Source organism: Deinococcus indicus (assembly GCF_002198095.1).
In the GTDB taxonomy this organism is placed as follows: Bacteria; Deinococcota; Deinococci; order Deinococcales; family Deinococcaceae; genus Deinococcus; species Deinococcus caeni.
In genome coordinates this window covers 791,361-804,809 of record NZ_NHMK01000009.1, presented here as the reverse complement: position 1 = coordinate 804,809, position 13,449 = coordinate 791,361, and the positions used below count along the sequence as shown (strand labels likewise).

14 protein-coding genes and 1 tRNA gene are annotated in these 13,449 nt (G+C 70.1%); 9 read left to right on the top strand and 6 right to left on the bottom strand.

Annotated elements, in window-relative coordinates:
- Positions 1-35: 35 nt before the first annotated feature.
- From CBQ26_RS06350 to CBQ26_RS06330, 5 genes are all read right to left on the bottom strand, one after another.
- Entirely contained in the window at positions 36-914 is an 879-nt protein-coding gene (locus tag CBQ26_RS06350) for a DegV family protein (RefSeq protein WP_088247660.1), read from the bottom strand.
- A 158-nt stretch (positions 915-1,072) separates the two neighbouring features.
- Positions 1,073-1,957, bottom strand: a complete 885-nt coding sequence (locus CBQ26_RS06345) for an NAD(P)-dependent oxidoreductase (RefSeq protein WP_088247658.1) — start codon at positions 1,955-1,957, stop codon at positions 1,073-1,075.
- An 89-nt stretch (positions 1,958-2,046) separates the two neighbouring features.
- A complete protein-coding gene (locus CBQ26_RS06340) occupies positions 2,047-2,598 on the bottom strand; it encodes a hypothetical protein (RefSeq protein ID WP_229844356.1) in 552 nt (183 codons plus the stop codon).
- A gap of 28 nt (positions 2,599-2,626) precedes the next feature.
- Positions 2,627-3,568: a prohibitin family protein gene (locus CBQ26_RS06335; protein WP_088247656.1), complete on the bottom strand. Its 942-nt coding sequence runs from the start codon at positions 3,566-3,568 to the stop codon at positions 2,627-2,629.
- A gap of 60 nt (positions 3,569-3,628) precedes the next feature.
- The gene (locus CBQ26_RS06330) at positions 3,629-4,054 is read right to left on the bottom strand and encodes a YchJ family protein (RefSeq protein WP_088247655.1); all 426 of its coding nucleotides are present in this window, start codon (positions 4,052-4,054) and stop codon (positions 3,629-3,631) included.
- 46 nt (positions 4,055-4,100) lie between these two features.
- Here CBQ26_RS06330 and CBQ26_RS06325 point away from each other — a divergent pair, with 46 nt between their 5' ends.
- The 7 genes from CBQ26_RS06325 to CBQ26_RS06295 all read left to right on the top strand — a co-directional run bounded on the left by CBQ26_RS06325 (position 4,101) and on the right by CBQ26_RS06295 (position 10,454).
- On the top strand, positions 4,101-4,919 hold the full coding sequence (locus tag CBQ26_RS06325) for a TrmH family RNA methyltransferase (protein ID WP_088247654.1): 819 nt from the start codon (positions 4,101-4,103) through the stop codon (positions 4,917-4,919).
- Positions 4,916-6,073 carry a hypothetical protein gene (locus CBQ26_RS06320; RefSeq protein ID WP_229844355.1) on the top strand — a complete coding sequence of 386 codons (1,158 nt, stop codon included), beginning with the start codon at positions 4,916-4,918 and terminating at the stop codon, positions 6,071-6,073. Before CBQ26_RS06325 ends, CBQ26_RS06320 begins: the two co-directional genes overlap by 4 nt.
- Positions 6,074-6,150: 77 nt before the next feature.
- On the top strand, positions 6,151-6,324 hold the full coding sequence (locus CBQ26_RS21755; RefSeq protein WP_088247652.1) for a hypothetical protein: 174 nt from the start codon (positions 6,151-6,153) through the stop codon (positions 6,322-6,324).
- The gene (locus tag CBQ26_RS06310) at positions 6,321-7,238 is read left to right on the top strand and encodes an MBL fold metallo-hydrolase (protein WP_088247651.1); all 918 of its coding nucleotides are present in this window, start codon (positions 6,321-6,323) and stop codon (positions 7,236-7,238) included. The genes CBQ26_RS21755 and CBQ26_RS06310 overlap by 4 nt, the downstream gene beginning before the upstream one ends.
- Positions 7,238-8,485 carry a phosphoribosylamine--glycine ligase gene (purD, locus tag CBQ26_RS06305; RefSeq protein WP_088247650.1) on the top strand — a complete coding sequence of 416 codons (1,248 nt, stop codon included), beginning with the start codon at positions 7,238-7,240 and terminating at the stop codon, positions 8,483-8,485. The genes CBQ26_RS06310 and purD overlap by 1 nt, the downstream gene beginning before the upstream one ends.
- Before the next feature lie 49 nt (positions 8,486-8,534).
- Positions 8,535-8,616: transfer RNA gene (locus CBQ26_RS06300), tRNA-Leu, on the top strand.
- Between the two features lie 236 nt (positions 8,617-8,852).
- The gene (locus CBQ26_RS06295; RefSeq protein WP_088247649.1) at positions 8,853-10,454 is read left to right on the top strand and encodes a TerD family protein; all 1,602 of its coding nucleotides are present in this window, start codon (positions 8,853-8,855) and stop codon (positions 10,452-10,454) included.
- 172 nt (positions 10,455-10,626) lie between these two features.
- On the opposite strand, the gene CBQ26_RS06290 is transcribed toward CBQ26_RS06295, so the two are convergent.
- Entirely contained in the window at positions 10,627-11,028 is a 402-nt protein-coding gene (locus CBQ26_RS06290; RefSeq protein ID WP_088247648.1) for an Hsp20/alpha crystallin family protein, read from the bottom strand.
- 81 nt (positions 11,029-11,109) lie between these two features.
- Between CBQ26_RS06290 and miaA the strand changes: the two genes are divergently transcribed.
- Positions 11,110-12,012 (top strand): tRNA (adenosine(37)-N6)-dimethylallyltransferase MiaA, encoded by a 903-nt coding sequence (gene miaA, locus CBQ26_RS06285; RefSeq protein WP_088247647.1) that lies wholly within the window; start codon positions 11,110-11,112, stop codon positions 12,010-12,012.
- A gap of 167 nt (positions 12,013-12,179) precedes the next feature.
- Positions 12,180-13,421: a glucose-1-phosphate adenylyltransferase gene (glgC, locus tag CBQ26_RS06280; protein WP_088247646.1), complete on the top strand. Its 1,242-nt coding sequence runs from the start codon at positions 12,180-12,182 to the stop codon at positions 13,419-13,421.
- Positions 13,422-13,449 lie beyond the last annotated feature (28 nt).

Sequence of the window (13,449 nt, the reverse complement as noted above, 5' to 3'; positions counted from 1 at the left end):
AGGCGTTCCTCCTCTCCTTTGCGGCGGTGGGTGCTTCAGCGTTCCCAGGGCCACGCGCCGGGCGCGGCGGCCAGCCCCAGGGCGCGCGGGCCGGTGTGGACGTTCAGGACCGGGTTCACGCCCGCCACGTCGGACCACACGATGGGGTGCCGGGCACTCAGGTGCGCCAGCACCTCGTCGGCGTCCTCGCGGACACTGCCGTACAGCAGGCCCAGGCGCAGCGGGGTGCCCTCGCCGTGGCGGCGCGTGACCTGCGCCGCGAGCGCCTCGATGGCCCCCCGGTACGAGCGGGCGCGGCCCACGTTCGTGTACGTGCCGGTCTCCCGGTCCACGGTGATGACCGGCTTGAGGTTCAGCAGGCCGCCCAGCGTCGCCTGCACCCGCCCGATCCGTCCGCCCCGGCGCAGGTACTCCAGCGTCTCGATGGTGAAGTACAGTTCGGTTTCCTCGTGCACGGCGCGCATCCACTCGCGGGCGGTGTCCAGCGTCTCGCCGCGCGCGGCGGCGGTGGCGGCGGCGTGCACCTGGAAGGCCTGCGCGGCGCTGATGGTGCGGGTGTCGTGCAGGGTCAGGCGCACGCGGCCCTCCAGGGCCTGCCGGGCCTGCTCGGCGGCGTTCAGGCTGCCGCTCAGGCCGGCGCTGACCGTCACGCCCAGCACGTCCTGACCGGCCTGCGTGGCGGCATCCATCCAGTCCTGCGGGGTGGGCTGGCTGCTGGTGGGGTGGTGGGGATTGGTCTGGAGTTCCCGGTACAGTTCGGCGCGGCTGATCTCGTTCATGCGGTACGTGCGGTTCCCGAACGTGACCGAGAACGGCGCGACCGGCACGTCGTTGCGCAGGGTGGCGTAGGCGTCCATGCCGCCGTCGGTGATCACGGTGAACTGCGGGGCGGGCGGGGGAGGGGTGTCGTTCATGTCGGCTCCTGGGGAGGGGGGTGATACGAACTCCGATTGAATGGGCTGTAAAGACCGTTCAATCCGAGCGAAGCGAGTGGGAGCAATACGGGTTCCGGACGTGGAGCCGGCAGGGGCGGTGAAGTTCCGGATTGTTGGCGAAACAAACGGAACCCGTATCAGTTCAGCTCGGTGCGGTTCATCTGTTCGATCAGTTTCAGGGCGGCCGTGTGGTCCTCGTCCGCGCCGATCAGGTGCTCGGCGGCGCGCAGCAGGGCCGCCGTCTGGGCCAGCAGCGGCGCGCTGCCCTGCACGCTGCCGGTCAGGTCGGCGGCGATCCCGGCGTCCTTGGCGAGCAGGCCCAGCGCGAAGGTGGCGGGGAATTCGCGGGTCAGGACCCGCTGCCCGATCAGGTTCTGGCTGGCGTTGCTGCGGCCGCTGCTGGCATTGATGACGTCCAGCGCGGCGTGCAGGTCCACGCCCACGCGTGACAGGACCGCCAGTCCCTCGCCGGTCGCCCACAGCGCCGCGCCCAGCAGCGCGTTGTTCACGGCCTTCACCGCGAAGCCCGCGCCGCCCTGACCGACATGCACGACCTTCCCGGCGAACGCCAGGTGCGGCCGCACGGCTTCCAGCGCGTCGGCGGGGCCGCCCACCATGACGGTCAGGGTGCCGGCCTGCGCGCCGCCCGTGCCGCCACTGACCGGCGCGTCCAGCAGCGTCACCCCGCGCGCCGCGAGCCGCTGGCCCTGCGCGGCCGCCGCCTGCGGATGCCCGCTCGTGCAGTCCACCCATACCGCGCCCGCTTTCAGGTGCGCTTCCATGACGGTCAGGACCTCGTCCACCTGCGCGCTCGTGGGCAGGCAGGTGAAGATCACGTCGGCCTGCGCCGCCTGCTCCAGCGAGGCGACCTCGCTGCCGTGCGCTTGGGCGTGCGCGTGGGCGCGGGACGCGGTGCGGTTCCAGACCTGGGCGCGGTGACCGCCCTGCCGCGCGTGGCGCGTGACGTGCGCGGCCATCGGGTCGCCCATCGCGCCCAGGCCCAGAAATGCCAGTGTGGTCATACCGGCAGGCTACGGCCCGGCCGTCCTCCGGACCGCGAAGCTGAACCCGGTTCAATCTTGAACGTTCGTTCAGCTGCTCCTGCCGGCGCCTACTTCTCCAGCCTCAGGTCGCTCCCGAAGCGTTCGCGCAGGAAACGCCCCTGCGTGAGCAGCCGGTCGGCGGCCGCATGATCGTGCCGCAACGCCTCGCGCACCCCGTCCTCCAGCAGGGACAGCTGCTCGTCCAGCAGCACCTCCGGCGGCTGCCCCTGACGTTCCAGGGCCTGCCGCGCGCCGGGCGTCAGGGCCGCGTAGGCGCGCAGCGTGTCCGGCAGGTACGAGTCGCGCGTCTGGGCCAGCAGGAACGCCGTGCGGGTGTCTCCGGAACCGGCTGTCAGGGCGTCCGTCACGCCCGACAGCAGCGCCCAGGCGCGCGTCCGCGCGGGTTCCGGCAGCGACAGCAGCAGCGGCAACGTCAGTTCTGCGCCGGGGGCGGCCGGTCCGGGCAGCGCGGCCCCCGGCGCCGGAGTGGCGGGCAGTTCACCGCTGCGGGCGGAATCCCCGAGGGCCCGGCCCGCACCACGTTTCGCGTTGTTCACGTACGCGACCGCCGTGAAGGTCGCGACCCCCGCGAAGATCAGCATCAGCATCAGAACGACCATCATGAGCAGGCTACCGCACGGGCGGCGCTCATGGTTTCGCGGCCGTCTTCGCGGGCTGCGTGAGCGTGTCCACGTCCAGCAGGAAATTCCCGGTGCTGGGCAGCATGACCGTCTGAATGCCCGGCGAGAGCTTCTCGGCGACCGTCAACTGAATCAGCTGCGGATTCTCCCGCAGCGCCCGCCCGCGCAGCGACAGCGCCTCGGCCTCCCCGCGCGCCCGCGCGACCGCCGCCTTCGCGGCCCCCTCGGCCTCGACCACGGCCCGCTGCGCCCCGATGGTCGACTGTTGCAGGCGGTTGCGTTCCACCGCCACCTGTTGCTCGGCCGCCTGCTTCTGCTCGATGGCCTTGGCGATGCTGTCCGGAATCCGCAACTCACGCAGCAGCACGCTGTCGAGCACCAGATTGTTGCGCTCGAAGATCTTGCGGAGTTCCGCCGTGATGCTCGCCTCGACCTCCTGCCGCTTGGAGGAGATGATGTCCGCCGCCCCGAACTGCCCGATGGCGTCCCGGACCTTGCTGCGCACCTGCGGGCGGATCACGGTCCGCACGTAGTCCCGCCCGAGCTCCTTGTGCAGCGTCGCCGCCCTGGAGCGGTCCACCCGGAACTGCACGGTCACGTCCGCCGTGATGTCCAGGCCCTCCTTGCTGCGCGCCCGGATCGCGCCCTCGTCGCCGTCCTGCACGGTGTGAGCCAGCGTGACCTCCTGAAGGCGGGCGTCGTACAGGTTCACGCGGTCCACGAACGGCACCAGGAAATGAATGCCTTCCTGAAGCGGCTGCGCCTTCACGCCACTGAACGAACTGAACACCACGCCCACGTACCCGGCCGGAATGACCTTCACGCTCTGGCTGACCAGCAGGCCCGCTGCGAGCAGGCCGCCGATCAGCAGCGCCGCGCGCGGTCCGGGCGGACGGAGGGTCGGGGCCGGGCGGTCGCGGGAACCTGCGTTCACTCGGGGCTCAGTCATGTCTCATGGTACGTGCCCCGCGCGCCGGACGTTCCTGACCCCCACCCGTGTGGGCCGGGGTCAGGCCGGTCCGGTATCGGCCCCCGCGTCGGCACTGGTGTCGGCACCGGCCGGCGCGCGGCCATCCAGGTACAGCCAGCGCCCGTCCACCTGCACGAACACACTGTCCTCTCGCAGGGTGTACCGCTCGCCGTCCGGCAGGCGCAGCTGCGCGGCGAACTCCACGCGGTCGCCCGCCGCGCGCCGCACCCGCAGCCCCAGGTAACGCGTGCCGTCCCGTAGGTCCACAGACGCGGGCCGCGTATCCGGATGCCAGGTGTCCAGCACGTACGCCGCGTGACCCAGCGCGTACGCCGCGTACCGCGAGCGCATCAGGGCCTCGGGGGTGGGGGCGGGCGCGCCGGCATGCAGCGGCCCGCAGCAGTGTCCGTAGCTGCGGCCGGAACCGCAGGGACAGGACTTAAACGGAGGGTACGCCAGCGCCATGACCACAGCGTAGCGCGCAGGCCCCCGCGCGGCATAATGACCGGCGATGACCACGCCCGCCCCGATCACCTCCCTCCAGAACAGCCACGTGAAACGGCTCGTGAGACTCCGCACCCGCCGCGAACGCGAACAGGAAGGCGTCATCCTGATCGAGGGCGCCCGCGAACTGCACCGCGCCGCCGCGTCCGGCGTGAACCTGGACACCCTGTACACCTGCCCGGCCCTGTTCAGCCCCGAGGCTCAGGCGCTGGCCCCCGAACTGACCCACCCGCACCTGACCGTGCTGGAACTCTCCCGCGCCGCCTTCGAGAAGGTCAGCGGCCGCGAGAACCCGGACGGCCTGCTGGGCCTGGCCCCCACACCCCGCGCCGCGCTGCCCGAACCCGGCCCGGACGCCGTGACGGTCGTCCTGCACGGCCTGGAGAAACCCGGCAACGTCGGCGCGATCCTGCGCACCGCCGACGCCGCCGGCGCGGACGCCGTGATCGTCCTCGGGCGCGGCGCGGACCCCTACGGCCCGAACGTGATCCGCGCGTCCCAGGGCAGCGTGTTCACCCTGCCGGTCGCCGTGATGGACGAACAGGCCGCCCAGGACTGGCTGGCCGCCCGCGCCTTCACCACCGTCGCCTGCACCCCCGACGCGCCCCGCACCTACTGGGACGCCCCCCTGACTGGCCGGGTCGCGCTGCTGCTGGGCACCGAACACGAGGGCCTGCCCGCCCACTGGCGGGACACCGACCACTCGGTCAGCATTCCCATGAACGCCGCGCGCGGCGCCGACAGCCTGAACGTCGCCACCGCCGCCGCGCTGGTGCTGTTCGAATGCGCCCGCCAGCGCCGCGCCCAGGCCCAGGCGGGCGCGTGACCCCGGTCTCCGCCGACCCGTACCGCGACTGGCTGCGCCAGCGCCTCAGCGCCGAACTGGGCGTGCGCGAGGCCGACCTGGCCGTGCAGGGCGCCGTGCAGCGTCGCGGCTGGACCGCCGTGCGGACCCTCGGCCCGCGCGACGTGATCGCCGTGCTGCAGGACGTGTACTCGCAGATGCGCGAGAACTTCGGGGACGCCCGCGCCGACAAGTGGCTTGAGGGCACCACCCTGGACCTCGCCAAGTTCGCCGAGTCCGTCCCGGTTCCCGCCCAGCCCACCGCGCCCGGCCCGATCGCCCCGGCCCCGTCGCCCGTCAAGTGGGGACGCCGCGCGCACGACCTGCCGCTGCTGCTGGCCCGCTCGCACGCCGAGATCGCCAGCCGCAGCCTGGGCGCCATCCGCACCAACCCGGACCTGCTGAGCCTGGAACGCGCCGCCGAATGGGACGTGCAGGCCACGCAGGCCGAGGTGCGGCGCTGGGAGACCGAGGAGATGCTCAGCAAACTCCGCGCCGACCACGCCCGCATCGAGGTGGCCGATCAGGTCGCGGCGGCCGTCGCGCAGGGCGAACTGCTGCGCCTGACCGTCCAGGAACTCGAGGAAGCCAGCCGCAGCGGGCAGGTCGTCAGCCCGCAACTGGCGCACTCCCGCCTGATGGTCACGCAGACCCGCGCGTTCCTGGAGGCGTTCACGCCCCTAATCGACCTAGAGGACGCCGACACGCCCCTGACCATGCTGGAACTCGACCTGAGCAACGCCCGCTTCTCGCTGGGCGTGCCGCTGCACCCCAACGTGCTGCGCGCCCGCCACGCCCTGAACTACGCGCAGTGGCAGGCCGGAGAGGCCGGCGAGGCCAGCCCGCAGGTCATGCAGGCCCACCACAACCTGCACCTCGCGCAGGCCGAGGCGCAGGCGCAACTGGACGCCACCCTGAACGCCGCGCGCACCCACCAGGCCACCCTGCGTCAGCTTGCCGCGCAGGTCGAGACGCTCGAACGCCGCGCGCTGCAACTCACGCAACTCGGCGGCGACCCCCTGAGCCTCGCCCGCGTCCGCCTCGAGTGGCGGCAGGTGCGCACCGCCGCCCGCGTGCAGGCCCACCGCCTGGAGGAAGCCGTGCGCCTCCTCGAAGCGCTGGTCAGCGAGAACTGACCGCTGGCGCCCACGCCGGCCCCGCTGCCCAGCCCACGGCCGCCCGGCCCCTGGCGGCAGCGGGTATTCTGCTGCGCATGGCACTCTGGCTTGTGTTCGGCATGATTCTACTCAGCGCCACCGGCATTCTCGCCCTGACCTTCGGCCCCCTGCGCGCCGCCGCGAACGTGCAGACCATCCGCATCATCGCGGGCGTGCAGTACGCCTGCGCGCTGCTGCTGCTCGGCGCGCGCCTCAGCGGGAAGGCATGACGGACCCGGCGGTTCACGCGCTGGACCTGCACTTCCAGGACACACCGGGCGTCATCGCCGCGTTCGTGTTCGACACCGGAGACGGCCTCGCGGTCGTGGACACCGGCCCGACCAGCACCCTCGGCGCACTCCAGGACGGCCTGACCGGCCTCGGCGCGACCCTCTCGGACGTGCGTCACATCCTGCTGACCCACATTCACTTCGATCACGCCGGGGCGGCCGGCACGGTCCTGAACCTCGTCCCGCAGGCCCGTGCGTACGTCCACGCACGCGGCGCGGCGCACCTGTCCCGCCCGGAACGGCTGGTGGCCAGCGCCACCCAGATCTACGGCGACCAGATGGACCGCCTGTGGGGCGAGATGCAACCCATCGACCCCGCACGCCTGACCGTCCTGAACGGCGGCGAACGCCTGCGCCTGGGCCAGCTGGACGTGCAGGCCCTCGACACGCCCGGCCACGCCGTCCACCACCTGAGCTTCCACGCGGGCGAACACCTGTTCGTGGGCGACGTGGGCGGCATCCGCCTCGACGCCGCGCAGACGCCCCGCGCGCCCACCCCGCCGCCGGACATCAACCTTGAGGCGTGGCGGGAGTCCATCCGGACCCTGCGCGCCCTGGACGCCCGCACCCTGCACCTCGCGCACTACGGCAGCCACCCGAACACCCCCGCCCACTGGGACGACCTGCTGAGCAACATGGACACCGACGCGCAGCGCGTCGCCGCCGGACTGCAGGCCGGGCACGACCTGGACACCATCACCCGCACCTTCACCGAGGCACTCATGAACGACCTGAGCCGCGAACACCCCGGCCTGCCCGCCCGCTTCGACTTCGCCTGCCCCCCCTGGATGAGCGTGCAGGGCCTGGCCCGCTACTGGCAGCGCCGCGCCGCCCGCTCCGGAGGCGACCGCTGATGCGCGTCCTGGTCATCGGTGGCGGCGGCCGCGAACACGCCATCGCGCACGCCTGCGCCCGCCACGGCCACGAGGTCCTGTGCACCCCCGGCAACCCCGGCATCGCCGCGCACGCCCGCATCATCGACAGCCCCCAGGACGCCTCCACCCTCGCCCGCCTCGCCCAGCAGGAAGGCGCCGACCTCGTCATCGTCGGCCCCGAAGCGTACCTCGCGGCCGGCGTGGTCGACGAGTGCGCCGCCCTGGGCATCCCCGCCTTCGGCCCCACCCGCGCCGCCAGCCGCCTGGAGGGCGACAAGGCCTGGAGCAAGGCGTTCATGCACCGCCACGGCATCCCCACCGCCGCGCACCACGCTTTCAGCGACCTCCAGACTGCGCTGGACCACGCCGCGACCCTCACGCCCCCCATCGTCGTGAAGGACGCCGGCCTGAAAGCCGGGAAGGGCGTCACCATCGCCCACACCCCCGAGCAGGCCCAGGACGCCCTGCGCGACATCTTCACCCAGCCCGGCGCGCAGGCCGTCACCGAGGACTTCATGACCGGCCAGGAAGTCACCATCCTCGCCCTGTGCAGCGGCACCCGGTACGCCCTCACCCCCCCCAGCCAGGACCACAAGACCATCCACGAGGGCGACACCGGCCCCATGACCGGCGGCATGGGCGTCATCTGCCCCTTCCCCCTCGAACCCGGCGTGCTGGACGTGATCCGCCGCGACATCATCGAACCCACCCTGCGCGGCATGACCGCAGAGGGCCTGCCCTACACCGGCGTCCTCTACGCCGGGCTGATGCTCACGCCCACCGGCCCGAAAGTCGTGGAATTCAACGCCCGCTTCGGCGACCCCGAAGCCGAAACCGTCCTCCCCCTCCTCACCAGCGACCTCGCCCAGCACGCCCTCGACGCCACCCGCGGCCAGCTCGACCCCACGCACGTCACGTTCAGCGAGGACGCCAGCGCCACCATCATCCTCGCCGCGCCCGGCTACCCCGCCGAACCCCACAAAGACATCCCCATCACCCTCCCCGACCCCGGCCCGCACGGCATCATCCACCACGCCGGCACCCGCACCCAGAACGGCCAACTCCTCAGCAGCGGCGGCCGCGTCCTCGCCATCACCGCCACCGCCCCCACCCTGAACGCCGCCCTGGGCCGCGCCTACGCCCTCGCCGACCAGACGGACTTCCCTGGCGCGCAACTGAGGCGCGACATCGGCCGCCGCATTGGCGCGCACCCCGACCCCACCTGAACCCACGTTGACCACCGCACCCCCACGCGCTACCATTCCCCACGCACCCGCCGGTGTGGCGGAATGGTAGACGCACTCGACTCAAAATCGAGCGGGAAACCGTAGGGGTTCGAGTCCCCTCACCGGCACCAACCGCAGAAAACCCCGTTTTACACGGGGTTTTTTCGTTGGATGCCGTATGGGGCGGGACAGCTGAAAGAGTTTTGCCACGCTGCATCAGGGAACGGGACAGCTCAGGGATAGAATGATCTGCTGCTGGTTGCCATACGGACTCCGGTTTCTTCTCCACGCCTTAATGCATCTGCCGAACTCGCAGGTGCAAGGCAGTTGCGCCGCACACTCAGTGGTGAACTGACACTATTGGTCCATGCCCGTACCAACTCCCGAGCAACTTCAAAGAGGGCAGCGTCTTCCCGTGGCGGCACTCACCGCGCAGCGCACTCTGACGGTTCAGGTCAACCTGCCCGGCATGAACGACGCGGATCTCAGCCTGTTCGGCGTCAATGAACAGCGTCGCCTCGCCGATGACCGGTACTTCATTTTCTACAACCAGCTCAGCAGTCCGGAACGGGCGCTCGGCCTTGATCTGCCGCGCTCGGAGTTCCACATTGAACTCGACCGCCTTCCTCCCAGCATTCACAGGCTGACGGTGGCCGCCACGTCGGACAGCCAGACGTTCGCGGCGCTAGGGGCGGGGCGCGTACACCTGAGCGATCAGGAGGGTATCAGGGCCGCGTTCGACGTGCCGGGCAACTTGTTCCAGGCGGAGAAGGCCGTGATTCTGCTGGATCTGTACCGTCATCAGGGGGAATGGCGGGTCACGGCTGTCGGTCAGGGCTTCAACGGCGGCCTTCAGGCCCTTCTCGAATCCATGGGTGGCGAGGTGGCCAACGACGCCCCTGCATCATCCCCATCCCCCTCACCTACCGTTCCACCCCAGCCGGGTGGACCCCTGCCGGTCCAGCAGTGGCCGCCACTCAATTCTTCTCCTCTTTTTCCGGCCACTGGCAGCACCTGCCGTCGCTGTCAGGCCAGAAGCAGTCTGCTCAACCGCCTTGACGCCCAGGGTGTCTGTGGTCGCTGTCAGCGGGAAGTGGCCGAAGGCCTGCGGCAATTTCGTCTCAGGTTCGTTGATGCCTGCGCCGACAGCGTCATGGAGTACCGCGAGTGGCAGGACCTGCAGGCGGTCATCGATCGGGAACGCATCAGCGCTCACCGGGCCCTGGAATTCGTTCGCCCGGACGCCCTGCGCTTCCTGGAACGAATGTTCGCCCTTGCCCGCGCTGATGGTCAGATCACCCAGGAGGAGGAAACGACGTTCCACTCGATGATCAAGCACCTCGAAGTGCCCGGCACCATGGTGGCCCACCTCGAGCGGGAACTGGAAGAACTCAAGCAGGCTGCGCAACTGCGGGCCGGAAACCTGCCCACCGTCCACAGCAGCATCATGCTCGAAGCCGGCGAAATCGCCCATCTGGAATGCACTGCCACATACCGGCACGTCACAAGCACCCGCACCCGCGATATCCCCGGCAGGCTCGTGGTCACGAACCGGCAGGTGCATTTCCTGAGTCCCAGCGAAGGAGGCTGGAACATCCAGTACGCCAAGGTCCTTCAGATCGAGGAACTACCGGACGGAGTCAATCTGGCGCTCGGCGTGAAGAAAGGCAACGGGTACTACCACGGTGTGAGTCAGCCCGTGCTGCTCGGCGCCACCCTGGACGCACTGGTCCGCATCAACAAGCGCCTGCTGCTGATGCCGCAGACGGAGCGGGCCAGCCGCAGCATCCCGCAGAAAGTCAAACTTGAGGTCTGGCAGCGTGATCAGGGCAAGTGCGTCGAATGTGGAGACAACAACTACCTGGAGTTCGATCACGTCATTCCGCACAGCAAGGGAGGTGCGAGCACCGTCAACAACCTTCAACTCCTGTGCCGCCGCTGCAACCTCCAGAAAAGCAACCGGATCTGAACGGCGCGGGGCCGTCTCCGGGCCCGGAACCCGTGTCATACGGACTCCGTTTGTTTCGCCGACAATCCGGCACTTCACCGGATTGCCGGCTCCACGTCCGGAACCCGTTTCTCTCCCACTCGCATCCGCTCGGATTGAACGGGCTTTGCAGCCCATTCAATCGGAGTCCGTATCAGTCGTGATCGTCGGGGGCGTCGCTGGACTGCACGTTGATGGTGGGGTGTTTCTTCTCGAAACGGACGCACAGCACGCCGCCCGCGAGGCTGGCCTGCCCGGTCTGGGGGAGGACATCCTCGGGGAAGGTGAGGGTGCGGCGGAAGGTGCCGGCGGGGCGTTCGCCGCGCAGCAGTCGGTGTGTCTCGTCGCGTTGGCCGGCGACGGTGACGGTGCCGTCCTCCTCGAGCAGTTCGAGGGTGTCGGGGTTCACGCCGGGCACGTCGAGGTACAGGATCAGGTGCGTGTCGGCGTCGGCCCAGTCGGCGCTGGGAATCCAGGGTCCGGTTCCGGTCAGGGTTTCGACCTCCTCGCGGAGGGTCATGAGGTGTTGCAGTCGCGCCAGCACGGGCTCGTTCATGCCCTTACGCTACCACTGCCCGGCGCCGCTGCGGTTCTCGGGGTCGCCGCGTGGCGGTTCCGGTCCCGTATCATCCCTCGCGTGCAGAGTCCCATTCAGATCCTGACGGCGCCCACGGCGGCCGGTAAGTCCGCGCTGGCGCTGGAACTGGCGGGCGAGTTCCCGCTGGAGATCGTGTCGGCCGATGCGTTCACGGTGTACCGGGGGCTGGATATCGGCACGGCCAAGCCCGGCGTGCAGGACCGGGCGGCCGCGCCGCACCACCTGCTGGACGTGGCGGACGTGACCGAGGCGTTCGACGTGGCGCGGTTCGTGGAGCTGGCCGAGGAGGCCGTCGCGGGGATTCTCGCGCGGGGGCGGGTGCCGCTGGTGGTGGGCGGTACCGGGTTCTACCTGGCGGCCCTGACGCGCGGCCTGCCGCTCACGCCGCCCAGCGATCCGGCGGTGCGTGCCGGGGTCGAGGCGGAACTGGCCGCTCGGGGTCTGGACGCCCTGCTGGCCGACATGCAGGCGCTGAATCCGGCCGAGGCGGTCCGGATGGAACGCAATCCGCGCCGGGTCGTGCGTGCGCTGGAGGTGTACCGGCAGACCGGGCGGTTTCCGGGCGAGTTCGGCCGCAGCCGCCCCCGGTTCGCGTTCGAGGTGACGGCGTTCACGCGGGAACCGGCGGACCTGGAGGCCCGGATGGCGGCGCGGGTGCAGGACATGTTCCGGGCCGGCTGGGCGGACGAGGCGGCGTGGCTGGCCGGTCGGGTGTCACCGGACGCCGGGCCGCGCCCGACCGTCTGGCAGGCCCTCGGGTACCGGGAGGCGCTGGGCGTGGCGCGTGGCGTGCTGGCGCTGGAGGACGCGGCGGCGCAGGTGACGCTCGCCACCCGGCAGTACGGGCGTCGGCAGCTGACGTTCACGCGGACGCAACTGCGCGCCCCGGTATTAACTCCGGGTGAAGCGCGGGGGCAACTGCGCGCGCGGCTGTCCCGCTAGGGTGGGCGCGGTCTGAGTGTCTGGCGTGGTCCGGGCCTGAGCAGAAGGGTCCGGTGGTGGGCACGCCATTTCGCGTTACAGTGTCGGCACAGCACAGGGACTCACGGTTCACTGGTCCGGCGGCCTCGTGGGCGGCCTGACCACCGGTTCTTTGAAGGGGGTATCGCATGAAACCACGGGTTCTCGGCATGATTCTCGCGGGCGGACAGGGGTCCCGCCTCGCGCCACTGACTCAGAAGCGCAGCAAGCCCGCCGTTCCCTTCGGCAGCAAGTACCGCATCATCGATTTCGCCATCAACAACTTCATCAACTCGGGCGTGTTCTCCATCTACGTGCTCACGCAGTACAAGGCGCAGAGCCTGACCGAGCACATCCAGCGCGGCTGGCGGTTCGGGACGTTCCTCAGCGATTACTTCATCACGCTGGTGCCCGCGCAGATGTACCGCATCGAGGAACTCGGGCCGGTGTGGTACCGCGGCACGGCCGACGCCGTTTACCAGAACATGCACCTGATCGACAACTACGAGGCGGATTACGTCGCGATCTTCAGCGGTGACCACATCTACAAGATGAACGTGGAACACATGCTGCAAAAGCACATCGAGACGCGCGCCGACGTGACCATCGCCGCGTACCCCATGCCGCAGGAGCAGGCGCACCAGTTCGGCGTGATGCACGTCGACGCGAACTGGCGGGTCACGGACTTCCTGGAGAAACCCAAGGATCCGCCCAGCATTCCCGGCCAGCCCGGCACCAGCCTGACCAGCATGGGCAACTACATCTTCTCGCGCCGCGCGCTCGAGGAGCTGCTGGAGACGAACATGGGCGCCGGCGAGAGCGGCTTCGATTTCGGCGGTGACGTGATTCCCCGCGCCCTGAGCGACGGGTACAACGTCATGGCGTACGACTTCCACCGCAACCCCATCCCCGGTCAGGTCGGCCCGAACACCTACTGGCGTGACGTGGGTACCCTGGACGCCTACTACGAGGCGAACATGGACCTCGTGAGCATCAACCCGGAGTTCGACATCTACAACCCGGAATGGGCCCTGCGGACCAGCAGCGAGTTCTCGCCGCCCGCCAAGTTCGTGCATGAGAGCGACGGCCGCAAGGGGCAGGCGTTCAACACCATCATGGCCGGCGGCGCGATCATCAGCGGCGGCACCGTCCGCGACTCCATCCTGGCGCGCAACGTCCGCACGCACTCGTACTCGCTGGTGGAGAGCAGCGTGCTGTTCGAGGACGTCGAGGTGGGCCGGCACGCGCACCTGCGCCGCTGCATCGTGGACAAGAACGTGGTCATCCCGCCCGGCACGAAGATCGGCCTGAACCTCGAGGAGGACCGCGCGCGGGGCTTCACGGTCACCGACAACGGCGTGGTGGTCGTCCCGAAAGGCTACACCTTCTGAAATCCGACTGAACAGGCATGGCAGCGGG